Origin of the sequence: Bradyrhizobium barranii subsp. barranii (genome assembly GCF_017565645.3) — a bacterium.
GTDB lineage: Bacteria > Pseudomonadota > Alphaproteobacteria > Rhizobiales > Xanthobacteraceae > Bradyrhizobium > Bradyrhizobium barranii.
Genome location: NZ_CP086136.1, coordinates 6,241,707 through 6,264,677, shown reverse-complemented (window position 1 = coordinate 6,264,677; position 22,971 = coordinate 6,241,707). Strand labels below are relative to the sequence as shown.

Genomic DNA, 22,971 nt, shown 5'->3' with positions numbered 1-22,971 from the left:
CGGCGCGAGCCGCGGGGTTTTTGTTTGATGGGCTGGAGGCTCTCACCACGTCATTGCGAGCGTAGCGAAGCAATCCAGAATCTTCCCGCGGCGAAAGTCTGGATTGCTTCGCTGCGCTCGCAATGACGGATGTGGTGCCTACTGCACGTCCATCTGCAGGCCTTCCTTCTGGATGATGCCGGCGAACTTCTTCGTCTCGGCGTCCACGAAGTCGGCGAACTGCTGCGGCGAGCCGTAATCGGCGCGGGCGCCCATGGCGGCGATGTTTTTCTTGATGTCGTCGCGCTCCAGCATCGCTTTGACCTGAAGATTGAGCGCTTCCAGCACGGCGGGCTGCACACCCTTCGGCAGGAACACCGAGAACCACGACGACACATCGAAATTGGCCAGCTCCGGCGCGCTCTCGCGCATGGTCGGCAGGTTCGGCGCGAGGTCGCTGCGGTCGGTCGTGGTGACGCAGAGGCCGGTGAGGGTGCCGTTCTGCACCTGCGGCAGGCTCGGATAGAGATTGTCGAACAGGATCTGGATGTCGCCGGCCAGCGCGGCCTGGAGCGCGGGGCCCGCGCCGCGGAACGGGATGTGCGTCATCTTCAGTCCGGTGAGCTGGAGGAACCAGGCGCCGGTGAGGTGAGGGCTCTGGCCGACGCCGGACGAGGCGTAGCTGAGCTTGTCTGGGTTGGTCTTCAGATACGCGATCAGCTCGGCGACCGACTTGATGCCGGTCTTCGGATGCGCCGAGACGATGTTCGGGATCCGGATCATGTTGGAGACCGGCTGGAGCTGGTCCGGCTTGTAGGTGAGGTTCTTGAAGATGCTGTAGGCGATCGCGTTCGGCCCGGGGTTGCCGATCAGGATGGTGTGGCCGTCAGGCTTGGCGCGGACGGCCTCGGCCGTGCCGATCGTACCGCCGCCGCCGGAGCGGTTCTCCACGACCGCCGACTGGCCCCAGGCGGTCTGCAGATGCGCGGCCAGCAGCCGGCCCATGACGTCGGTCGAGCCGCCGGCCGCAGCCGGCACGATGATGCGGACGTTTTCGGTGGGCTTCCAGTCCGCCAGGCTCGATCGCGGCAGGATCGCTGCGGCCGAGAGGCCGGCAGCACCGGCGAGCACGCGACGGCGGGACAACAAAGTCTTGGGCACGAATCCACTCCCTGCTTCTTGTTTTGCAGGGAGCGTATGGAACCGGGCGCGCAACGGCAAGCCGCACGCGACGGCAAGTGCCGCGCGGAGGGCGGCACGACGCCGCAGGCTGAAGACTCAGTTAAAGCTGAGCAGCTTGAACAGCGGCGTTAGGTAGTTCATCTCCTGACCCGACGTCGCCGTGGTCCGGCTGATGAAGTCGAAGATCTTGCCGTCTTGAAGGCCGTAATTCGCCAGCCGGCGCACGCGCCGATTCTTGTCGAAATAGACCGCGATGACGCGCTGGTCGACCACCTTCTGGTTCATGAAGGCGACCATCCGCTCCGAGCGCTGCGAGATGTAATAAAACACCTCGCCGTCGAGGGTCGCGACCGTGGAGGGGGTGCCCATCACGATCAGCACCTGGTCCTGGCTCGCGCCGATCGGAATCTGCTCCAGCGCGCCGGGCGGCAGGATGTAACCCTTCTGGAATTGCTCGCCGGTGCAGCCGGCAAGGGCGGCGCCGACCAGGGCGACGGCCGCGAGCATGCGCAAACCGCGCCAGCGTGCATGAAGGCCGCGCGGCTTGTTGGCGCGCAGGCTGGTCTGGTTCGTTATCGTCATCGTGGAACTGATTCCGTCCCCTTGCGTCGCGCGAGGCGCTGAAGTACCGGGCGGAGACTGCAATTGCAACACGCGCACGCCCGCTTGCGGAACCCACAATGGTTTGGCCGTTCAATCACTTCAGTAAACCCCGGCAAGCCCCGCGCGGCACCATTGAAGCCATCTATGGCATGATCGTGACGCAGGCGCGAGAACCCATATTTTACCGCGACTTGGGCGTGCCCGATACGGTTAACGGGCGTTTCGACCTGTTGCTGCTGCATCTCTGGCTGCTGCTGCGACGCCTGCGCACGGTCCAGAGCGTCAACCAAGCCGCCAACCAGGGCCAAGGCGCCACGGAGCTGTCGCAGGCGCTGTTCGACCGCTTCTGCGAGGACATGGACGACAATCTGCGCGAGATGGGGATAGGCGACCAGACCGTGCCGAAGCGGATGCGGGCCTTCGGCGAGGCGTTTTACGGCCGCGTCCAGGCCTATGACCAAGCCATCGAAGGGGGCGGCGAGGCGCTGGCGGCCGCCATCTGCAAGAATATCCTGAATGGGACCGGCATGGACCAGGCGCGCCAGCTCGCGGCCTACGCCCGGGCCACCGAGGCCGATCTCGGCCGGACAGACGAGGCCAAGCTGCTGTGCGCATCCTTCAAGTATCCCCCAGCGCTCACTGAGGACATCACGCGATGAGCCGACCGAACGCCGAATCCCGACCCGATCCCTGGCGGTCCCCCGTCATCGTCGCGCAGATCCCCGACACCGGCCTGCACCGCAAGCTCAAGGCTTCGGTCGCCGAGCTGCAGGCCATCGCCGAGGTCGGCGGCTTGCGGGAGGTGCTCTCCGCCCAGGCTGCTTTCGACGTCGTCCCCAAGAGCGGCGGCCGGATCCAGGTTACGGGGCACGTCCGCGCCCGGATCGGCCAGATCTGTGTCGTCACCCTCGATCCGATCGAGAGCGAGATCGAGGAGGACGTCGATCTGGTGTTCGCCCCCGAAGCCGAGGTTCGGAAGATGGCCGACCTGATCGAGGAGGGGCAGGACGACGCGGAGCCGCCGGAGGTGATCGATCCGCCGGAGGCAATCGTGAACGGCATCATCGATCTCGGCTGGATTGCCACCGATGCGCTGTTCCTGGCGGTCGATCCCTATCCGCGCAAGCCGGGCGTCAAGTTCGAGGCCGAGGTCACCGCGCTGGACCCCGAGGACCATCCGTTCGCGGCGCTGAAGGCGCTCCAGGACAAGAAGAAGGGCAAATAGCTGGGCATTCCCGGTGGGGATCGCTTTGCGGGGTGCGTGAGATGCCTGTCCGGATGCTTTGAAAGGAGCTTATATCTGTTTGATTTCAATACGCTTATTGTGAATTTTCGCCGCCGCCCGCGGGTCGCCCCGAATGCAAAAGGCTGGGGGCAAGAGGTTGTTTCGGGATAACAAAACGCTATTGTCGCGCCCCGGTCCGGGCGCCGCGTGGCGCCTGACCGGTCGCCATGTCCATGGCGGACCCATTTTGCGGCACCGCTCGTTCAAGACCGCACCAGACCAGGTTTCCAGGACTTTTATGCCAAGCAAGGTTCGCATCGCGCTTGACGCCATGGGGGGCGACGTCGGCGCCGCCGTGGTCATTCCAGGCGCCGCCATCTCGCTTCACAGGCATCGCGAGATCGAATTCCTGCTGGTCGGGGACCGCGCCAAGATCGAGCCCGAGCTCGAGAAGCATCCCGCCCTCAAGGCCGCTTCGAAGATCATCCATACCGACGTCGCCGTCGCCATGCATGATAAGCCGAGCCAGGCGCTGCGGCGCGGCCGCAAGACCTCCTCGATGTGGCTCGCCATCGACGCGGTGAAGAAGGGTGAGGCGGATGTCGTGATCTCCGCCGGGAATACCGGCGCGCTGATGGCGATGTCGCGCTTCCACCTGCGCACGCTGCCGGGCATCGACCGCCCGGCGATTGCCGGAGTATGGCCGACCAAGCGCGGCGAATCGGTCGTGCTCGACCTCGGTGCCGCCATCGGTGGCGACGCACACCATCTGGTGTCGCTCGCCGTCATGGGCGCCGCGATGGCGAGCGTCCTGTTCGACAAGCCCCGGCCCACGGTCGGCCTGCTCAATATCGGGACCGAGGAGATCAAGGGGCACGAGGAGATCCGCGAGGCCGGGGACAGGCTGCGTGCGGTGAACCTGCCGGAGCTCGATTATCTCGGCTTCGTCGAGGGGGATGGTATCGGCAAAGGGCTGGCCGACGTCATCGTCACCGAAGGCTTCAGCGGCAATATCGCGCTCAAGGCCGCCGAGGGAACCGCACGGCAGATGGCGGAATTACTCCGCAACGAGATGCAGCGGAGCTGGCTGTCCAAGCTCGGCTACCTCTTGGCGCGCAGCGCCTTCAAGGCCCTGCGGGACAAGATGGACCCGAACAAGTCCAACGGCGGCGTGTTCCTTGGATTGAACGGGATCGTGGTCAAGAGCCATGGTGGAATCAGCTCCGAAGGCTTTGCCTATGCGATCGATGTTGGCTATGAGATGGCTCACTACGATCTCCTGAACAAGATCAATCAGATGCTCAACCGCGAGGGTGGTGCACTTAGTTCCGTGCAGACCGCGCAGGAGGCTGTTTCGTGACTCAAATTCGTTCGGTCGTGCTGGGCTGCGGCTCTTATTTGCCGGAGCAGGTGGTGACCAACGCCCAGCTGGCGGCGCGCATCGATACGTCCGACGAATGGATCGTGCAGCGCACTGGCATTCGCGAGCGGCATATCGCGGCCGAGGGCGAGTTCACCTCGCATCTGGCGATCAAGGCGGCGCAGGCTGCGCTCAGCGACGCCGGCGTGGACGCGCAGTCGATCGAGCTGATCGTGCTGGCGACCTCGACGCCTGACAACACCTTCCCCGCAACCGCGGTCGCGGTGCAGCACGCGCTCGGCATCAACCATGGCGCGGCGTTCGATCTCCAGGCGGTGTGCTCGGGCTTCGTGTTCGCGCTCGCCACCGCCGACAATTTCCTGCGCACCGGCGCCTTCAAGCGCGCGCTGGTGATCGGCGCCGAGACCTTCTCGCGCATCCTCGACTGGAACGATCGCGGCACCTGCGTGCTGTTCGGTGACGGTGCCGGCGCGGTGGTGCTGGAGGCACAGGAGCAGCCGGGCAATGCCGCGACCGACCGCGGCGTCGTGACCACTCACTTGCGCTCCGACGGCCGCCACAAGGCAAAGCTGTTCGTCGACGGCGGTCCGTCCTCGACCCAGACCGTCGGCCATCTGCGCATGGAGGGCCGCGAGGTCTTCAAGCACGCGGTCGGCATGATTACCGACGTGATCGTCGACGCCTTCCAGACCACCGGGCTCAATGCCGACAGCATTGACTGGTTCGTGCCGCACCAGGCCAACAAGCGAATCATCGACGCCTCCGCCCACAAGCTCCACATCGCGCCGGAGAAGGTGGTGCTGACGGTGGACCGCCACGGCAACACCTCGGCGGCCTCGATCCCGCTGGCGCTGTCGGTGGCGCGCAAGGACGGCCGCATCAAGCGCGGCGACCTGGTTTTGCTGGAGGCGATGGGCGGCGGGTTCACCTGGGGCTCCGCGCTGGTGCGCTGGTAGCGCCACATTCGATAAAATTTTGCCGGAATTAGCTGCCATTATCGATGCGCCTGCATTGATGAGCGCTGTTGACCGGCGTATCGTAACCTCATAATTTCAGACAACAATTGTTCGCCGTGATGTGGGGCAGGGCGATGACCGACCAAAGCAAAACCGTAACGCGTGTTGATCTCTGCGAGGCCGTCTACCAGAAGGTGGGCCTGTCGCGCACGGAATCGTCTGCCTTCGTGGAACTCGTCCTGAAGGAGATCACCGACTGCCTGGAGAAGGGCGAGACGGTGAAATTGTCCTCTTTCGGCTCCTTCATGGTCCGCAAGAAGGGTCAGCGTATCGGTCGCAATCCGAAGACCGGCACCGAGGTGCCGATCTCGCCGCGCCGCGTCATGGTGTTCAAGCCGTCGGCGATCCTGAAGCAGCGGATCAACACCCAGCATCGCGGCAATGGCGACGCCAGCAAGGCTCAACCCGAGGCGTAACCGCCTGCGCGAAGGATTAGGCATTTGGACAAGGCGCCGGATGCGTTCCGAACCATCAGCGAAGTAGCTCAGGAACTCGACATTCCGCAGCACGTGCTGCGGTTCTGGGAGACCCGATTCTCCCAGATCAAGCCGATGAAGCGCAGCGGCGGCCGCCGCTACTACCGCCCCGACGACGTCGATCTGCTCAAGGGCATCCGCCGCCTGCTCTACGGAGAGGGCTACACCATCCGCGGGGTGCAGCGGATCCTCAAGGAGCACGGCGTCAAGTCGGTGCAGGGCCTCGCCGACGGCGCGGCCGCGGTCTCGTTCGGGGCCATTGAGGATGCCATCGGCGCCAGCCTGATGGAGCCCGACGACGACGACGAGGCGCCCATCAAGGGCGTCACGGATGCCGACGAAGACGACTACCAGGGCGACGAGGAGGAAGGCATCGACTTCCGCTTCACGGAGGTCGACGACGAGGACATCCTCACCACCTTCCGCAAGGGCGGCACTCCCGCCGCACCTGCCGGGCCCAGCGCCATCGACCGGGAGCGGCTCGGACGGGTGCTCGCTGACCTTGTCGCGTGTCGGGAAATGCTGGATCAGGCGCTGAAGGACGGCTAGGGGCGCTTTTCGCGAGCTTGGCCGGCAGTTCCGGGGCTGTGGGCACGGACGCCAAAATGCTGCGACCTCGCCTTGCGCAAAGCGACGATCCTAGCTAATGGAACGACGTTCGGAGCGTGGCGCAGCCCGGTTAGCGCACTAGTCTGGGAGACTAGGGGTCGGAGGTTCAAATCCTCTCGCTCCGACCATTTTCACCAATCAAATCAAAGTCGTTTTGGGGCGGTCGGTTTACAGCGGACCGCCCGTTTACATTCGGTTTACAATTTTGTTCGTCGGACGTTCCGGCGGCCCTTGCTGATCTACGCGGTTTGCGCGGGATGATCTCCGGCACGACCTTGCAAGCGCTTGAATTCTCCTCTCGGTCCTGCAACTTGCGGTAAACAATGGGGGGATTCGTGGCCGAGCCGCTGAATATTCGTAAGATCATTCAAGAACTGCTGGCCGGGCGCATGCGCGTTCCGAACTTCCAGCGCGGCTTCGTCTGGGATCCAGAACGCGTCGCCTACCTAATGGACAGCATCTACAAAGGCTATCCGTTCGGCTCAATTTTGCTCTGGCGCACGAAGCAAGAGTTGACCCACGAACGTGACCTCGGGCCGTTCCATCTCCCCCAGAATGACCCCGAGTATCCGACGGACTATATCCTCGACGGCCAGCAGCGCATCACGTCCATCTTTGGTGTTTTCCAGACGGAGATCGCGCTGGAAGACAAACCGCTCTGGGCGAAAATCTACTACGACATGAAGGGCAGCGAGAACGCGCAGGAGTCATCGTTCACCGCGCTAGAAGACGAAGACGTCATTAAGCATCAGCACTTCCCGATCGGCTGCCTGTTCGACCCAGTTCTCTACCGGAAGGAAACCACCGACTACGACGACACTACGATTGCGCGCCTCGACAAGATCCAGGCGCGCTTCAAGGAAGCCCTTATCCCGGTCCAAACCATTACGACCGAGGACAAGACTGCGGTCGCCATCGTGTTCGAACGCGTCAACCAAAGGGGCGTTGAGCTTGATACTGTCCAGCTCCTGAGCGCTTGGACGTGGAGTGGTGACTTCGACCTCAACCAGCGTTTCGAAGAACTGGCAGCCGACCTGACCCCGTTCGGCTTCAAGGACGTGGGCGGCGACAAGGACCTCCTGCTAAGGTGCTGTAGCGCGGTTATGCTGCGCGACCCTTCGCCGGACTCGCTGATTTCGCTAAATGGAACGAAGGTTCGCGAGACGTTCGACCACGTCGTTACAGGCATTAAGGGTGCCATCGACTTTTTACGCAAGAACCTGCACGTCGAGAGCCTCGATAACCTTCCCTATGTCAATCTTCTTGTTCCCCTCAGCGTGTTCTTTGCTGGTGAGCCGAACAAGCAGAAGAGGGTCACGAACAACCAGCGCAAGGAGATTCTCCGGTGGTTCTGGCACACCTGCATTCACAGGAAATACAACAGCCAGCCCATCAAGAGCCTGCGTGAGGATGTCATCGAGTTCGCCAAGCTCGCCGACGGCTCGATAACAAAACTAACTCATCCCGAAGCCGGTCTCAGCAACACGTTCTTCCTCAACAACACCTTCCGTTTGAATTCCGTTGTCTCCCGAACTTTCATCCTGCTCCTCGCGCAGAAGGGTCCGCGCTCATTCCTGAGCGGAAACAAGATCGATCTTCGCAAGGCGCTGAAAGAATACAATCGCAACGAATTTCACCATATCCACCCCCGAAGCTTCCTAAAGACCGCTAAGAATTCGGAGATCGACGACTCTTGCTTGGCGAACATGTGCTTCCTCTCGCGGTCCGACAACAACAGCATCTCCGGCAGCGCTCCCAGCGACTACCGCAAGCGGATGGGCGAAGACATTGAGGATATTGAAGAGGCAAACTTCCTCCCGCCTTCAACGTGGCAGGACAATTTCGAAACTTTCGTCGAGGAGCGCTCGGTTCTTCTCACCTTCTACGCCGCGCAGCTACTCGGCGGCGGGACAGCGCCCAAAACGAAGAAAGGCGCGTGATCGCTTTATCTTTCTAGTCGGGCGGCGCGGCTTTTCGATCCCGATATTCTTCGAGCTTCGCGATAGCATTCGCGGCCAGAACGCCGCGCCGCGCGAGATAAAGATCGATCACCTTCTGCGCCTTGTCGACGGTCCAGGTCAGCGCCTCCGCGATCTCCGGTGCCGTCCCACCGGCCTCGGCGAGCAGCGTCGCAGCTGTGCCGCGGTTGTCGTGAAAATTCAGCGCGGCCGTTTTGACGAAGTCGGGATCTGCGGCGATCGCCTCGGCGTTGATCGCGTCGACCCTATCGCAGTCCTCGCGCCAGTGCGCGTTGAAGTAACGCTTGGTGTAGGCCTTGCCGGTCGGGGTGAGCATCACCAGCGCGCCGGCCTTCGTTTCTTTGAGCGCGTCCAGGTGAGCCTTCAGCTCGCGCGTCGCCGGGATCCAGAGCAGCTTGCCGGATTTGGTCGAGCGGATCTGCACCCTCTGCCCGTCATAGCGTGTCCAGGGAAACTTGCGGACGTCGCTGGCGCGCATCGCCGTGTTGCGGACCAGGATCATCGCCGTTGCCATGGCCGGCCGCGCGGTGCTGATGAATTGCTGCTGCAATTCATCTGGCCAGGTTAGCTCCGACCGGTGGCTCCTGTAGAGCCGTGCAAACGTGTCGAGCGGGTTGAACTTGATGACCGCCTTTTCCTTCGCATAGGACAGCACACGCGCCAGCGCTGCGACCAGGTTGTCGGCCGAGCGCGGCGAGACCTTGCCGAGCTCGTTGTGCCAGGCCAGCGCATCCTTGCGAAACTCGAGCGCATCGTCGGCATCATTGAACGTCGCCGCGGGACAGCTGCCCCAGCGCGCCTCGATGCGCTTCAGCTTCCAGACATACTGCTTGCGGTGCTCCTCGCTGAGGCCGTCGAAATAGGCGGATTGATCAAAATGCCGGATCAGCTGCACCATGGTCGCTTCGCCCTTCGTCCGCATTGTCTTCGCGGCCGCGGCGTAGCTCTCGGCGAGATTGTTCTCGTCGAGCGGAAGACCGGTCGCGCGGTGGTACAGGTGGACCTTGATCGATCCATCCTTCTGCCGCTTCTTGACGCGATGGATGCCTTTCAGCTTCAGCGGCTTGTCAGGCTGCTTGGGTCTTCCGCGCATTCTCGGCCTTCCAGCGCTGGTACGGGGTCAGCTCGGCGGCGGAGTCTGTCACAAGCCCGGAGGCGCGGTCCAGTGCCGCGTCGATGGCTTTCCGGTCCCACCGGTTGGTGCCCGGGATCGCCTTGGGGATAAGGCCTTTCTGGAGCCAGCTGTCGAACGCTGCCAGCGTGTTGCAGCCGCAATAGGCGGCTGCCTCGTCCTTCGTCAGGCAGCGTTTCTCGCTCACGCACCCGTCTCCGGATTGCGCCACGCCAGCGGCGCCTCGAGCGTCAGCAGCGAGAGGCTGGTGGATAAGAAGCCGCTGTCCTTTGATCCCGGGGCGGCCAGGACTGTTTCCGGCAGTGGGGCTTGCGAGGCCTTGGCCGGAGACGGGGACTGCGGAGTTTCGGTCGCCATGGACGCCGCGACCGCGCTCTCGCGGGCCGCGAAAAGGGCGTCCTCGGCGAGTGCCGTCACGTCGCCGAAGCGATAGTCGAGCCGGCAGAGCGCGCGGATCGCGTCGGTCTCGTCGGTGGGAATGCCGGCGCGGCAGAGATCCGCAGCCATGCGCGCGATCAGGTCCTTGCGATTGGCAGGGCCGCGCCCTGCGAAGCCCTCGGGGCGAAGCACGGTCATGCCATCACCTCGGCCGTCTGCTTCTCCTGCCGCCGCTGCGCGACGATGCGGGCGGCGTCGGAGTGCCGCTTCAGCTGCGGGCCGGTCCAGCCCAGCCGGACAAGGTCTGCCCACACCACGCCGTCATTGCGAGTGGTCTGCACAATGAAGTCGTCGGCGAGCTGGGAGACGGCCTGGGGGCCTTCGAGATCGGCGCGGCAGGGCGCGATCGCGGCCGGGGCGAGCTGCTCGGCCAGCGCGGCCTTCTGCTGCTCCGCCTTAGCAATCTCGGCCAGTTCGGCCTCGTAGGCGGCGCGGGCGGCGAGGCACGACTGGATCGAGGTGTCGCGCAGCATCCGGCCGGCCTCGTTCAGCACGGGCAGGATGTGTCGGCCGGCCTTGGGATGGCGCAGGTCGATGAAGCGATCGATGTTGGGGAGATAGGCAAGGCTGTGCAGCCGGAGCTGCCAGGCGAAGTCGGTCTTGGAGATGTCGTCGTCTTGCTGGCGCGGCATGGGTTCTCCCGGGTGATGCGGGAAAACAAGGTACTTATTGTACCTATTCGGTCAAGTACAAAATGTACCGATAGTAGGGGTGGGCTTTCTGATCGGTCCTAAATGTCCCGAATCGCTCGATTAATGCCCGTTGCGCTTGAGGCCGAGGAAAAGCCCGGCGGAGTGGATGGTAACGTCTCGGATCGGCTCGGCGTTGTACGAGATCAGGTCGTGTCGGCCCCGCTTCGAGCCGTTCTCGATGACCTTGAAAAAGCGGCGGCCGTCCTCGAGCATGACCGCACATTCTCGGCCGATCAGTTGGGTGATGTCTTTCTGCTCCGGTCCGACGAAGATCAGGTCGTTGTTTCGCGCGAGCGGCAGCATGCTGTCGCCTTTGACCTGAAATGCGACGGCGTCGGGATTGCCTATGTCTGCTGCGACCGGCTCATACGCGCCGTCGTCGGCAAAGGGGTGGATCTCCTGGCCCGCGCCGATCTCGCCGATCAGCCTGACGCCGCTTAGACCCGCCGGCTTGCCCTCGCCGAACATCAGCCAGCCGGGCGAGACTTTGTGAAACCGGGCGATCGTGAGTGTCTGGTCACTGGTAAGGTTGCGGGCGTTCTCTCGCGTCTCAATCTTCTTATAGACCTCGTAACCGATGCCATAGGCGTCGGCAGCCACCCGCTTGGACTTTTTCAGGCGGTCGTGGCGGCTTCTGAGCCAGACGAGTCGATCGTAGACATCCTTCATGGTCCATTTTGTACCGATTTTACCGGTACAAGTTGGACCGATCGCTTGACGAATCACCGGTACAAAAAGTACCGATTGTTTATGAGCGACGTTTTTGATTCGCACCGGTCCATCATCGACGCCTGGCCGACACTGTCGGACTTCGCCGCCGATGCTGGCGCAACCTATGGCGCGGCCAAGGCCATGCGTCGTCGTGATCGCATCGTGCATGAGTACGTCTCCAACATCGTGAAGGGCGCCCAGGCGCGCGGCATTGTTGGCGTTACCGCCGATCTGATCGCGGACCTCGCTGCCAAGGGGATCGAGGAGAAAGCTGCATCATGAGCCGCAGCATGCGCAAAGCCACGCCGGTAGGCAAATTGTCTACCTTCCGAAACCGGAAGGTGGCCTTCCAATCCCGGAATCAGATTTCTCCGGTCATGCAAAAAGTGAAGGACTTGCTGCCGGCCGGTACCGCCGCGAAAACGCTGGCTTATTTGCTCGATGAGCCGCTCAACGCCTGCGAAAAGCTGCTCTGTGGAGCGCGGGCAGAAAATGCGGAGATCCTGGCCAAGCTGCTGTGCCTCAAGGAGCACGACATCGGGCGCCAGGTGCTGCTCGCCATCGGCGAGGGTCGGAACGTCGACTACATCGAAGAGGTTCGCCGCCGCGCCTCGCTGAAGGCGATGAAGCGCAACCTCGACGAAGCCACCCAGCTTTACGCGAAGGCCCTTCAGGCGGAGATCACCGGATGATCCTGCGCACAACCGACATCCGCGAGGGGCCGCCAATCTAAGCCCCGCGCGCCTTCCGTAGCCACCCGCGTTTCGAGCCAACCCGCCGCCGGACCCTGTCCTGCGAACGAGGAGACGTGTCTGAAATGATCACAGCAAAGATCCTGATCTCGATCGCACTCGTTTTCATCGCGCTCAGTTTGGCGTCCGCGATGACGCTTGGCCGGCGGCGGCGACACCCGTCGGCCAAGCTCCCTTATTCGCGCGCCGAGCTCGAGGCGATGACGGCGCGCGCCGAAGCGCGGCGCTGGGCCGATCCGCTCGGTCTGCGCCGGCCGCTCTTCTTCAGATCCGTGCGGCTGCCCTCCGGCACGGCGGCGGACGGTGGGGACCAGGTCCACCCGGGGTTTCCCGCCGTCCGCTACTTCTCGATGATCAGGGAGGACCGCCGCGATGTCTGAGGCGCTGCCGTTCTCCTCGCGCCAGGTGGCGAACATGTTGGCGGTGTGCGCCGTCAAGCACGCCACGGCGTTCCTGCAAGGGCAGGACGGGCCGACGCTGCTCGGCATGCACGCCGAGCAGCTGCAGCTCGACCTGATGATGAGCGATCCACTGGCCAATGGCCTGCTCATTCCGGTGCGGCTGCTCAATGTGGCGATGGCGTCGACGGCGCGCGCTGCGGCCGAGGCGCCGCCCGGCGTGTTCGAGCCCGCGCGGATCGATCGCTGGATGCATGTCATCGCCTCGCTGGTCGAGCTCGTCCAGCAGGAGCGCACCCGGTTCGCGCGCGAGCATGGAGCGACAGCATGAGGCCGCTGTCGCAGACGCTGACCGATCTGATCGGCTTCACCGAGGAGGTGATCACCAGGCCCGCGCGGCATCATGGCCTCGCGGCCGACACGCGCTATCCGCTCTTGGCACAGGAGATCCGCGATGCCGACAAGCGGCCGGCGGAGGGCGTCCGCTGCACGCATTCCGGGGTCGCGATCGTCGCCTGCCTCGATGCGTTCTTCGCCAGCGACATGGACCCGACGTCGCGCTGGCTCGGGGCGATCGGCGCTCTGCTGCCGCTGCTGCGGGGCGAGGCTTGGCAGCAGCTGAAGAGCGAGAAGGAAGCGGCTGGCGAGGCGTACCGGCGATGACCCTGCTCGCCGCCTACGATCGCGTTCGCACCATGCTCGCCGAGGCCAGCCAGGTCTCCGAGGTGCTGGAGATCCGCGAGCAGCTGGAGCATGTCCGGCTGCATGCGCGACAGATCCGCGATCGCGAGCTGCTGGCGGACGCGACCGTGTTCCAGATGCGCTCCGAGCGGCGCCTCGGCGAGATCCTCGACGCGCTGCAGTTGGCCGGCCTGGTTGCCTCTGGCGGCGGCCGGCGCAAGAAGGACGACACGCAGCGCGCGACGCTCGACGAGATCGGGGTCACCAAGGATCTGTCATCGAAGGCACAGAAGGCGGCCGGGCTGGATCTGGTCGCGTTCGACGCGCTGTGCCAGGCGGTGCGCGACAAGATCAAGGGCGGCCGCGCCATCCTGGTCGACCCGATCGACGACAAGGGCGTGATCCACGGCGCGCGTTCCATCATGTCCGGCCGGGTCGAGCCGGACGACAGCCTGGATTATTTCCCGACGGCGCCCTGCGCGACGCGGGCGCTGGTCGAGATCGTCTTCAAGCACCTGAAGGTCTCGGTCAGCAATGCGACGGCGCGCGAGCCCGCCTGCGGCGAGGGGCATATCGCCGAGGTGCTGACCGAATATTTTGCGCAGGTGTTCGCCAGCGATGTCTTCGATTACGGCTATGGCGACGTCGCCGACTTCCTCGACGAGCACACCAGCCAGACCGCCGACTGGTTCATCACCAACCCGCCGTTCGACGAGAAGGCCGAAGCCTTCCTCACCCGAATGCTCGCGCTCGCGCGCGTCGGCGTCGCCATGTTCGTCCGGCTGCAATGGCTGGAAGGCGAGGGCCGCTATGAGCGCATCTTCGATCCCGACATGACGCCGCCGACGCTGATCGCCTTCTTCAGCGAGCGCATTGCGCTGTGCAAGGGCCGCTGGGATCCCGAAGGCGGCACGGCCACGGCCTACATCTGGCTGGTCTGGATCAAGGGCCACAAGCCACAGGCGCCGTTCTGGATCCCGCCGATCGTCGTCGACGAGCTGACCAAGTCGGACGATGCGGCACGGTTCACACAGCATCCGGTGATGAGGAGGGTAGCGTGATCGTTGTCCGCGTCGAATTGCATTCTGCCATCACCCACAAGGTTACCGAGATCGCGCGGATGCGTATTCGCAACGCCGGCGGGACGCCGGAGATCGCCAGCTATTCCATCGAATCCCTGCGGGGCCGATCGCGCGAGCAGCTCGATCGCGGCGAGTGTCAGCGGTCAGGAACGGTGGTCAGCTATCCGCGGCTCCGGATCCACGTCTGGCACCTGGTCGCGCGCGCGCTGATCGCGATGGCCTATGCCGGCGGCCGCGAAAAGGCACAAGAGTCGGACTTGTTCGGTGAACAGGAACCGGAGCGAGCGATGCTGATCAGCTTCTCCGAGCCGCCCATGCTGCCCTACATCCGCGCCGGCCTGCGCCAGCGCCGCGGCGAGGACATCGCCGGCGCCCGTGTCAAGCGGCAGACGATACGCAAGCTCGGCGAGCGCGGCCGCAAGCTGCTGGAGTGGGACCCGATCGGCGACTCGATCCCTTATGACCTCCATCTGTGGTGGAAGTCCCGCACGCCTGCGCGCGAGCTGATCGGCGAGGTCCGCGCCCAGGACGGGGGCATACGGGTCTACGCGCTCAACATCCTTCACAGCGAGATCATCAATCCGGATGGCAGTCGCTACCCGGTCTGCAGGATCGACGGTCCGCGCGGCTGGCGTGCCGGCGACGCGATGCTGTTCTGGTCGCCTGGTGATGCGCCCAATGCGTTCTGCGCCGAAACCTTTGCCGACGGCTTCGACAGCCCGGAGGCCTTTCGCGACTACTTCGTTCCCAACCTCGGCGATCGCTTCGATGCGATCCTTTTCAAATGGTGACAGGAGGCCCTGATGTCTGACCTGCAGATTCCGCTCAACCGCCTGAAGTTCGGCCACGAGGATGGCGCCGGCATCAACGCCCGCGTGGTAGGGCGTGAGGATGGCATCGCCGCCTTGGCCGCCAACATCTTCGCCAATCGCACCGAAGACAATCCAACAGGGCTGATCGAGAACCTGATCGTGAAGGAGGCCGGCGGCGGCTTCTATGCGATCGCGAACGGAAACCGGCGCCTGAAGGCGCTGCACATGATCGACGGCGAAGGTGCGGAGCTGCCGATCGGCTGTACGCTGCACCAGGTCGACGAGACCAAGGCCTTCGAATACTCGCTGACGACGGCGATCACCGCTGAGCAGCTGCATCCGGTCGACCAGTATGAGGCCTTTGCCCTGCTCGAGGAGAGGGGCAAGAGCGAGGAGGAGATTGCGCAGCAGTACGGGTTGAGCGCGAAGCAGGTCCTCCAGGCGCTCGCGCTCGGCCGGCTCAGTCCGAAAATTCGTCAGGCCTGGCGCGCCGGCGATCTTGTTGCCGAAGCGGCACAAGCCTTTACGCTGGCGCTGGACCACAAGACGCAGGACAAGGTGTTCGAGAAGCTGTCGAAGGGTGGCGGCCGCGTGCAGCACTGGAGCGTCAAGCGCGAGCTCGGCGCCGATGCGCTCGATCGCGACGTCGCGCAGCTGGTCGAGTTCATCGGTGCCGACGCCTACCGGGCCCGTGGCGGCGTGTTGACCGAAGATCTGTTCGGCAGCTCGCATATCGTCAGCGACGAGGCATTGCTGAAGCAGATGGCGCGCGACGTGCTCACCGCGAAATGCGAGGAACTGCGCGCCGACGGCTGGGCATGGGCCGAGATCGTCACCGACCTGCCGCAGGGCGCGCGATGGTGGCCGAAACCCGAGATACGCAAGCTGCCCTATGAGGGTGACGAGCTGGAGCGGCGCACAAGGGCGGAGGCAACGGCCACCGAGCTCGAAGAGAGCGACGAGTGGAATGACTCGATGCATGACGAGCTTGACCGGCTGCGGATCGAGGTTGAGACGATAGACTCCGCGGTCCGGATGCGCGCGTTCGATGCCAAGAAGCGCAAGACGCTGGGCTGCATCGTCGACGTCGAGGAGGGAAAGCTGACCGTGCTCTACGGCATCAAGAAGCCGGAGAATGCGAAACTGTCGAAAGGCGATCCGGAGGCGGCGAAGCGTGTCCAGGCGGCCGCGCCGGCGGCAAAGGGCAACGCAGCGGACGAGCCGGAGATTTCCAACGCGCTGCTTCATCGGCTGTCGGTGCAACTGACCAAGGCAGCCGCGACCGCTCTGATTCAGGACGAGCATCTGGCGTTGTCGGTGCTGCTCGCCGGTTTTGGTTGCTATGAGGGCGACGGCATCAAGGTCAGCGCCAACGGGCTCGGCCGACGTGGCAATGATCGCAGCATTCTGGGCGCCGAGGAGATGAAGAAGGCGCTGCCGCTCGCGATGGCCATGAAACCGGCCGAGCGGATATCGCTTCTCGCGCAGATCGCGGCCGATGCGCTCGATTTCCAGAACTGTGCCCTTGACCAGGACGATCGGCACGATGGTGCGCTCGCCATCTGCGGCGCGATCGATGCCAAGCTGTTCAATCCGGCGATGCGCGGCGCCTTCGATGCCAAGGACTATTTCGGCGGCGTCAGCAAGGCGCTGTGCCTCAAGGCGATTGAGGAGGCCATGGGCGCCGATATGTCGCGGCAGCAGGGCAAGAAGCAGAAAACCGACATCGTCGCCTTCGCGATTGAGAACGTGCCGACCACGGGCTGGCTGCCGCCGCAGTTGCGCCACAAGGGCTATGACGGCCCGCCGGTCAAAGCGAAGGGCAAGGCGACGCCGCCGGCGCCGGCGAAGAAACCTGTCAAATCGGCCGTGAAGAAAACGGCGAAGAAGTCCGCCAAAAAGACCGCGAAGAAGAAGAAGTAACGGCCATGGCAGGCGAGGCGCATGAGGGCGTGGTGGAGTTTCGGCCTTAGACGATTGGGCGCGAGGTAATTCTGCTCGGCCGCGTCCAGGTCGGCGAGATCATGCGCCACGACGGCGCCCGGCATCAGGCCTGCTTTCGCCTGACCCTGCCGGAGGCCTCGGCCTCGACCACATGGCGACCGGCGCGCGACGTCGTCGACGCCCGTCGGCTCGCCCTGATCAAGATCAACGATTGGCTCAATGCTGCCGGCCTGGTGCCGGCGGGAGCGGTGTCTTGAACCCGAACACGGCGCAGGGGACAGCATGAGCAAGCACAAGTCCGGCGCGGAACGCCGGCGCCGGCGGAAGGCCGCGGTGCGAAAGGCGCAACGCGCGCGCAAGCGCGCTCGATCGAACGGCGGGACATCTGAATGAAGCCACCCGGCAAGACCAACCTCGATCGCATGCTTCGGACGGCCTACGCAGAGATGGAGCGGATCCAGATCACCCAGGACGCGCTCGTTGCGGAAGGCCTGCTGAAGAAAGCTGATCCAGGCCAGCTGCGCCGGCGTGACGATTACGCCGGCATGGTGCGCCTGATCGAGGTCATTACCAGCGACCAGGTCATGCTCGATCGGATCAAGGCCGGCGCTGCACGTGAGCGGATCGCGCCAGCGGGCGCGGCGGATGACATTGAGGCCGAGCCAAAAGACGAGGCCGCGGCCGAATGAGCATACTCGACCACGCGCTCGCCTATGCCGTCCGCGGCTGGCCCGTCTTCCCGTGTCATCCCAAGACCAAGCAGCCGCTGGTGAAGAGCGACGTCGAGGGCGAAGGCGGCTACAAGCTGGCCACCATCGAGGCCGATACGATCCGCGCCTGGTGGAAGCGCTGGCCGCGGGCGATGATCGGCTTCTCGCCCGGTGCGATCGGCGTGTTCGTGGTCGACTTCGACGCCGGCGAGGACAAGAAGACGGGCGAGATCTTCGAGGCGGCCGGGCTGCAGCTTGCGCTCGAGGGCGCGATCGGCGGCCTGCTGCCGGCGACGCTGTTCACCAGGACGCCACGCGGCGGCGTGCATCTGTGGTTTCAGAAGCCCGACGACGTCGACGAGATCCTCAACCGCAGCAATCTGCTGGGCCCGCAATCCAAGACCGACATCCGCGGCGACAATGGCTATGTGGTGCTGCCGCCGTCGCTGCGCGACGACGGCGTTGCCTACGCCTGGGGCGGCGATGCCGAGACGGCGATCGCACCGGCGCCGGCGGCGCTGGTCAATCTGGTGCTGCGGCGCGGTGCCTTCGAGGAGAAACCTGCGCAAGGACCCGGCATCGGCGCGCGTGCGGCCGCCGGCGTGAAGCCACCGGCCGGCAAGGGCGACGGCGCGATCGCCGCCGGTGATGATGCTGTCCGTAGATATTGCCTCTCCGCCCTCGATGCCGAGCTGCAGGGCGTGCGCAACGCCGGACAGGGCGGCCGCAACGACGCGCTCAACATCGCCAGCTTGAAGCTGGCGCAGTTCGTCGCCGCCGGCGGGCTCAATGAGAGCTTCGTCCGCGCTTCGCTCGAGAACGCGGCCGCGGACTGCGGGCTGATCCGCGACGATGGTCTGCGCGCGGTTAAGGCCACGATCGAGAGTGGGTTTCGCAAGGGCCGGACCCAACCGCGCGACTTCGACGAGATCCGCCGCCAGGCGGCGGATCGGCAGAGCCGGCCGCGCGGCCGCGGGCAGAGTGGGAGTGTGACTCGAGATGACGGCCGCAGGGAGGATGCCGACGCGGCCGACCGCATGGCCTCTTCCCGCCGCTCGCCTTCCGCCGGCGCCGCGCGGCCGTCCGACGATTCCAATCCTCCCGATTCTTCTTTTGCCCCTGCACCCCCACCGGGGACGAATGGCAAGCCAAGCTCCCAAACGGGAGCAGCGCGCGTATCGGCCGGCGGCTGGGGTACGGGGGGCGAGCCGCCGAACCCACCGGCGGAAACGTCTGAGGCGCGCAACATGCGCCTGGCGTTCTTCCCGCTGACGGACCTCGGCAACGCCGAGCGCTTCCGCGAGCGCTATAAGGATCGGCTGCTCTGGTGCCCTGCGATCGGGTGGCTGAGCTGGGACGGCCGCCGCTGGAGCCGGGAAGGCGCCGAGGAGCTCGTCAAGATCGCCGAGCACGACACCGTGCGGATGATCCAGGAGGAGGCCAAGGAGCTGAAGGCTAGCGGCTGCAAAGACGACAAGGACGCGCCGCGAGGCGCGCGCGACTTCGTCTTCAAGGTCGACCGCGACGGCAACAAGACGTTCTATTCCGAGAAGGTCGCGTCATGGGGCCGCAGCTCCGAGGCAGTCAACAAGCTGGGCGCGCTGTCCAAGCGGGGGGCGCCTTACTTCGCCGTGTCGATCGACAAGCTCGATGCCGACAAGATGAAGATCAACGTCCGCAACGGAACGCTGGTGATCGCCAAACGTGAGGACGCCGACTATGTCGACTTCCGGCCGCATGATCCGGCCGACATGATCACCAAGCTCGCGCCGGTCGACTTTGATCCCGCCGCCGAGCGCAGCGTGTTCGATAGCTTCCTTGCCCGCGTACAGCCACAGGCCGAGATGCGGGCCTTCCTGCAGCAATGGCTGGGCGTGTCGCTCACCGGTGTCACCGAGCAGCTGCTGGCCTTCCTTTACGGCAAGGGCTCGAACGGCAAATCCGTGCTGATGGATGCCGTGTCCTACGTCGCCGGCGACTACGGTGAGACGGTCCCGATCGAGACGTTCCTCGACCACGGCAAGTCGCGCGGCGCGGGCCAGGCGACCCCGGATCTCGCTATCCTGCCCGGCGTTCGCATGCTGCGGACGTCGGAGCCGGAGAAGGGCGCAAAGCTGGCGGAGGCATTGGTCAAGCTCGTGACCGGCGGCGAGCCGATCCAGGCGCGGCATCTCAACCGCGACTTCTTCAAGTTCTATCCGCAGTTCAAGCTGACGATGTCGGGCAACTACCGGCCGACGATCTCTGGCACCGACGAAGGCATATGGCGCCGCGTGCGCCTGGTGCCGTTCGGCGTCACCATTCCAAAGGAAGAGCGCGACATCCATCTCGGCGACAAGTTGCGCGCCGAAGCGTCCGGCATTCTCAACTGGCTGCTCGATGGTTTGCGCGTCTGGCTCGACAAGGGCCTGCAGGAGCCTGCTGAGGTGGTCGAGGCCACGGCGGAGTATCGATCGGCCTCCGACCCACTCGGTCGGTTCCTGGCCGCCTGCGTCGTCGACAGTATCGGCGATCGCGTGCAATCGAGCGTGCTGCATCAGGTCTATGAGGCCTGGTGCAAGGCCTCCGGCGAGAACGCCTGGAAGAACCGCGGCCTGTCGCTGGCGCTGCAGGAGCGCGGTTACAAGAGCAAGCAATCCAACGTGATGTGGTTTCTCGACATCAAGCTCACCAAGAGCGTGAACGACTTCGTCGACCACGAAGGCAACCCGCTGCGCATGCGCGCGGACGGGGAGAAGGAGGCTGTAGATGCTGGAGACGTCGAGATCTGATCCTCCCAACCTCCCATAGTTGGGAAGAATCAAACTGCGGTAAGCCGTTGAGTTTTCAGCGTTCGGGAGGTTGAGGGAATTTCGGGAGCTTGTTTCCATACGTTACATGCGTGCGCGCGCAGGCACACATATCAGATATAGAAACAAGCTCCCAATCCTCCCAACCTCCCAAGTGATTAGAGAAAGCCTTGTCCTGCAATGCTTTTTCGGAACGGGAGGATCGAAAGAGAGCCTTAGGCAAGCTCCCATCGATCCTCCCGGAGAAATGGTCGTCAGTCACGACCATTTCTCGAACCGCCGTAACAGGCGGGTGACGCCAGCAAACCGGGTGGAGATCGGGATGTTGGGACATGACGACGAAGTTGCCGGCGGCATTCTCGCCGGAGGTGATAGCGGAGCTTGCTAGGCCATATGTGCGGTTCGATCCGCGAACGGCGCAGCTATCGCCGGATGTGGAACCCCGGTGGTATGCCGTCGAGATCAGCTCACGCGATGTCGAGGCTGAGCTGATCAAGCGCAGGTTCGGCATCTACGTGCCGGAATGCGATGAAACCATCGTCTCGCGCGGGCGTAAGATCGAGCGACGTGTGCCGATGTTTGTCGGCTACGTCTTCGTCTTCCTGTGGGCCACTGATCAGAATTGGCAACAGATCGTCGCTACGCCTGGCGTCGTCGGCATCCTCGGCGAGTTGACGGATGACGAGATTGACCGCGTTCGTCGGCGCGAGAACACCGAGCGGCCGATTGCACTGCAATCCTTTCCGGTGCAACGGGTGGCACCGGCCGGTAAGAAGAAACAGCGATATCGCCGGCGCAAGAAGCCCATCACGATCATGGTCGAAGACGAAATCGTCTGTGTAAGACCGTGGTCCGCGTTCGAGGATGCGATCGAGACGCTTGACTCTGAGGGACGGACTCAGGCATTGCGCGACTACATCTTGTCGTAGCCGCCTTTAGGGGAGGGAGCTCCGAGATGCGAAGCGAAAAGCCCGCTTCATCAATCCCTCACTGTATCCAAAGCGAAAGCCCGGCCTGATCAGGTCGGGCTTTGTCGTGACTAGGGTGTGCGGTAGCGCGGTTCGTTGCCGTTGCCCTCCTTGGGCGTTTCCTCCCTGACTTCGGGCCGCATGGTTTCATGTTCCATGCGGCCCGATCTTTCGCCTGAGGGTAGATGCCTGCACCACCATGGAAGCGCTGGTACAAGACGGCCCGGTGGCAGGCTCTCAGGCTCTCAGTCTTCCAGCGTGACCTGTTCACCTGCCAGCGCACAGAGTGCGGCCACCTCGAAGGCAACACAGCACTACTGGTGTGTGATCACATCAAGCCGCATCGCGGCGACGAGCGCCTGTTCTGGGATGACGCCAATCTGCAGACGCTCTGCAAAGCGTGCCACGACACGATCAAGCAGCGTGAAGAGCAAGCCACCTTGCATCAGCGTGGTGTGTGGCATTGAGAAACTACAACTCCACGCCCAGCAGGCGGCCTATAGGCAGGGTGCGCGGGTGACGTCCGCAGCGACCGCCAGCCCAGCCGCCGTTAGTATCCGCGGCGATATGCCCGTCGCGCAGTCCTTCGACCGACGCCTGCAACGCTCGTCGCTGTTAGCGGCCGTCCTACTCGGGCATCAGCACGGTCAAGGGATAGCACCACGTTCTTTTCAGGCGACCACTGAAACGAGAAGGGCGCCGCCGCCAATAACGCGCCTCCAACGATAATCGCAAACACACTGAGCTTTTTCATGATCGGTCTCCATGTTGATATCGCGTCGTTATTGGCATGGCGGCCCCAAATACCGCCGATGCGAGAAAGCACCGCCAAAAGCGGGCAAGGACCCCATCATCGCAGGGAGCGCTATCAGGCCAAACGCGGTCGCCAATCCGAGAGAAGAAAGAGCCTTTCGCCGAGAGATCATGAGATCCTCCTCAAGCTCTCCCGCACGGCAAGTATAAACCAACTCAGTCGCCTCGGGTTGATCTACATCAGTGTGGACGGAGCGAGTAGGCGGCCGAATGATTATTCAGTAGCACTGACCTGTCTTGCGAAAGGAGGCTTCGGCGCGGTGGCGCAGTGCAAGCATGTGTGTCGATGGATGTCCCGACATGATGACGTGGTCGAGGTCGAGCTGAAGCGCGCGCGACGGCGCGACCGTCGAAGGATGGTGGATGTGAGCGCATCCGTCCAACGACATAGATCAAGACGAGGACGGGCAGAGCGAGTAAACTTCTAATCTTGGGGCAGTCCAGTGAGGGAGGCAGTCATGATCTCTCGACGGAAGCTTCTTTCTTCTTTCGGCTTGGCGACTGCAATTGCCGCGTTCCCGACCGTGCTGATGGTCCCTGACGCGGAGGCGCAGACTGCTGGCATGGAAAGGCGTCAAGATCGACGTGAGGGGCGCCAC

27 protein-coding genes and 1 tRNA gene are annotated in these 22,971 nt (G+C 63.9%); 21 read left to right on the top strand and 7 right to left on the bottom strand.

From position 1 onward, the window contains the following. Positions 1–138: 138 nt before the first annotated feature. Positions 139–1,140: a Bug family tripartite tricarboxylate transporter substrate binding protein gene (locus tag J4G43_RS30350; RefSeq protein ID WP_208087231.1), complete on the bottom strand. Its 1,002-nt coding sequence runs from the start codon at positions 1,138–1,140 to the stop codon at positions 139–141. Between the two features lie 117 nt (positions 1,141–1,257). Further along, positions 1,258–1,743, bottom strand: coding sequence for an outer membrane protein assembly factor BamE (locus J4G43_RS30345; protein WP_028152489.1), 486 nt, complete (start codon positions 1,741–1,743; stop codon positions 1,258–1,260). Positions 1,744–1,841: 98 nt separating this feature from the next. On the opposite strand from J4G43_RS30345, the gene J4G43_RS30340 reads away from it, so the two are divergent. The 8 genes from J4G43_RS30340 to J4G43_RS30305 all read left to right on the top strand — a co-directional run bounded on the left by J4G43_RS30340 (position 1,842) and on the right by J4G43_RS30305 (position 8,411). Next, on the top strand, positions 1,842–2,423 hold the full coding sequence (locus tag J4G43_RS30340; RefSeq protein WP_208087230.1) for a ubiquinol-cytochrome C chaperone family protein: 582 nt from the start codon (positions 1,842–1,844) through the stop codon (positions 2,421–2,423). Beyond that, a complete protein-coding gene (locus J4G43_RS30335; protein ID WP_208087229.1) occupies positions 2,420–2,989 on the top strand; it encodes a YceD family protein in 570 nt (189 codons plus the stop codon). The genes J4G43_RS30340 and J4G43_RS30335 overlap by 4 nt, the downstream gene beginning before the upstream one ends. Before the next feature lie 298 nt (positions 2,990–3,287). Further along, a complete protein-coding gene (gene plsX / locus J4G43_RS30330; protein WP_063982863.1) occupies positions 3,288–4,349 on the top strand; it encodes a phosphate acyltransferase PlsX in 1,062 nt (353 codons plus the stop codon). Further along, the gene (locus J4G43_RS30325; protein ID WP_071913243.1) at positions 4,346–5,326 is read left to right on the top strand and encodes a beta-ketoacyl-ACP synthase III; all 981 of its coding nucleotides are present in this window, start codon (positions 4,346–4,348) and stop codon (positions 5,324–5,326) included. Before plsX ends, J4G43_RS30325 begins: the two co-directional genes overlap by 4 nt. A 134-nt stretch (positions 5,327–5,460) precedes the next feature. Further along, positions 5,461–5,802, top strand: coding sequence for an integration host factor subunit alpha (locus J4G43_RS30320; RefSeq protein ID WP_028152484.1), 342 nt, complete (start codon positions 5,461–5,463; stop codon positions 5,800–5,802). Between the two features lie 24 nt (positions 5,803–5,826). Continuing rightward, positions 5,827–6,411 (top strand): MerR family transcriptional regulator, encoded by a 585-nt coding sequence (locus tag J4G43_RS30315; RefSeq protein ID WP_071913245.1) that lies wholly within the window; start codon positions 5,827–5,829, stop codon positions 6,409–6,411. A 110-nt stretch (positions 6,412–6,521) separates the two neighbouring features. Then, positions 6,522–6,599: transfer RNA gene (locus J4G43_RS30310), tRNA-Pro, on the top strand. Between the two features lie 207 nt (positions 6,600–6,806). Then, entirely contained in the window at positions 6,807–8,411 is a 1,605-nt protein-coding gene (locus J4G43_RS30305) for a DUF262 domain-containing protein (protein WP_208087228.1), read from the top strand. 13 nt (positions 8,412–8,424) lie between these two features. Here J4G43_RS30305 and J4G43_RS30300 read toward each other — a convergent pair whose 3' ends face one another. From J4G43_RS30300 to J4G43_RS30280, 5 genes are all read right to left on the bottom strand, one after another. After that, positions 8,425–9,543 carry a site-specific integrase gene (locus J4G43_RS30300; RefSeq protein ID WP_208087227.1) on the bottom strand — a complete coding sequence of 373 codons (1,119 nt, stop codon included), beginning with the start codon at positions 9,541–9,543 and terminating at the stop codon, positions 8,425–8,427. Continuing rightward, complete coding sequence (locus tag J4G43_RS30295) at positions 9,518–9,769, bottom strand: hypothetical protein (protein ID WP_208087226.1); 252 nt, start codon at positions 9,767–9,769, stop codon at positions 9,518–9,520. The genes J4G43_RS30300 and J4G43_RS30295 overlap by 26 nt, the downstream gene beginning before the upstream one ends. Continuing rightward, entirely contained in the window at positions 9,766–10,158 is a 393-nt protein-coding gene (locus tag J4G43_RS30290; protein ID WP_208087225.1) for a BTB/POZ domain-containing protein, read from the bottom strand. Before J4G43_RS30290 ends, J4G43_RS30295 begins: the two co-directional genes overlap by 4 nt. Then, on the bottom strand, positions 10,155–10,652 hold the full coding sequence (locus tag J4G43_RS30285; RefSeq protein WP_208087224.1) for a phospholipase: 498 nt from the start codon (positions 10,650–10,652) through the stop codon (positions 10,155–10,157). Before J4G43_RS30285 ends, J4G43_RS30290 begins: the two co-directional genes overlap by 4 nt. Positions 10,653–10,772: 120 nt before the next feature. Continuing rightward, positions 10,773–11,381 carry a S24 family peptidase gene (locus J4G43_RS30280; protein ID WP_208087223.1) on the bottom strand — a complete coding sequence of 203 codons (609 nt, stop codon included), beginning with the start codon at positions 11,379–11,381 and terminating at the stop codon, positions 10,773–10,775. Between the two features lie 45 nt (positions 11,382–11,426). Between J4G43_RS30280 and J4G43_RS30275 the strand changes: the two genes are divergently transcribed. From J4G43_RS30275 to J4G43_RS30215, 13 genes are all read left to right on the top strand, one after another. Continuing rightward, complete coding sequence (locus tag J4G43_RS30275; RefSeq protein WP_208087222.1) at positions 11,427–11,705, top strand: hypothetical protein; 279 nt, start codon at positions 11,427–11,429, stop codon at positions 11,703–11,705. Next, on the top strand, positions 11,702–12,115 hold the full coding sequence (locus J4G43_RS30270) for a hypothetical protein (RefSeq protein ID WP_208087221.1): 414 nt from the start codon (positions 11,702–11,704) through the stop codon (positions 12,113–12,115). Before J4G43_RS30275 ends, J4G43_RS30270 begins: the two co-directional genes overlap by 4 nt. Positions 12,116–12,240: 125 nt before the next feature. Then, positions 12,241–12,555: a hypothetical protein gene (locus tag J4G43_RS30265; protein WP_208087220.1), complete on the top strand. Its 315-nt coding sequence runs from the start codon at positions 12,241–12,243 to the stop codon at positions 12,553–12,555. After that, a complete protein-coding gene (locus tag J4G43_RS30260; protein WP_208087219.1) occupies positions 12,548–12,904 on the top strand; it encodes a hypothetical protein in 357 nt (118 codons plus the stop codon). Before J4G43_RS30265 ends, J4G43_RS30260 begins: the two co-directional genes overlap by 8 nt. Then, positions 12,901–13,236 (top strand): hypothetical protein, encoded by a 336-nt coding sequence (locus J4G43_RS30255; RefSeq protein WP_208087218.1) that lies wholly within the window; start codon positions 12,901–12,903, stop codon positions 13,234–13,236. The genes J4G43_RS30260 and J4G43_RS30255 overlap by 4 nt, the downstream gene beginning before the upstream one ends. After that, positions 13,233–14,315, top strand: coding sequence for a hypothetical protein (locus J4G43_RS30250; RefSeq protein WP_208087217.1), 1,083 nt, complete (start codon positions 13,233–13,235; stop codon positions 14,313–14,315). Before J4G43_RS30255 ends, J4G43_RS30250 begins: the two co-directional genes overlap by 4 nt. Beyond that, the gene (locus tag J4G43_RS30245; protein WP_208087216.1) at positions 14,312–15,127 is read left to right on the top strand and encodes a hypothetical protein; all 816 of its coding nucleotides are present in this window, start codon (positions 14,312–14,314) and stop codon (positions 15,125–15,127) included. Before J4G43_RS30250 ends, J4G43_RS30245 begins: the two co-directional genes overlap by 4 nt. 12 nt (positions 15,128–15,139) lie before the next feature. Next, the gene (locus J4G43_RS30240; protein ID WP_208087215.1) at positions 15,140–17,071 is read left to right on the top strand and encodes a ParB/RepB/Spo0J family partition protein; all 1,932 of its coding nucleotides are present in this window, start codon (positions 15,140–15,142) and stop codon (positions 17,069–17,071) included. A gap of 101 nt (positions 17,072–17,172) precedes the next feature. Further along, positions 17,173–17,349, top strand: coding sequence for a hypothetical protein (locus J4G43_RS30235; RefSeq protein WP_225005211.1), 177 nt, complete (start codon positions 17,173–17,175; stop codon positions 17,347–17,349). Between the two features lie 132 nt (positions 17,350–17,481). Continuing rightward, on the top strand, positions 17,482–17,781 hold the full coding sequence (locus J4G43_RS30230; protein WP_208087214.1) for a hypothetical protein: 300 nt from the start codon (positions 17,482–17,484) through the stop codon (positions 17,779–17,781). Further along, the gene (locus tag J4G43_RS30225) at positions 17,778–20,573 is read left to right on the top strand and encodes a phage/plasmid primase, P4 family (RefSeq protein ID WP_208087213.1); all 2,796 of its coding nucleotides are present in this window, start codon (positions 17,778–17,780) and stop codon (positions 20,571–20,573) included. The genes J4G43_RS30230 and J4G43_RS30225 overlap by 4 nt, the downstream gene beginning before the upstream one ends. 350 nt (positions 20,574–20,923) lie before the next feature. Next, positions 20,924–21,520: a transcription termination/antitermination protein NusG gene (nusG, locus tag J4G43_RS30220; protein ID WP_208087212.1), complete on the top strand. Its 597-nt coding sequence runs from the start codon at positions 20,924–20,926 to the stop codon at positions 21,518–21,520. A gap of 224 nt (positions 21,521–21,744) precedes the next feature. Then, the gene (locus J4G43_RS30215) at positions 21,745–22,026 is read left to right on the top strand and encodes an HNH endonuclease (RefSeq protein WP_208087211.1); all 282 of its coding nucleotides are present in this window, start codon (positions 21,745–21,747) and stop codon (positions 22,024–22,026) included. Positions 22,027–22,971 lie beyond the last annotated feature (945 nt).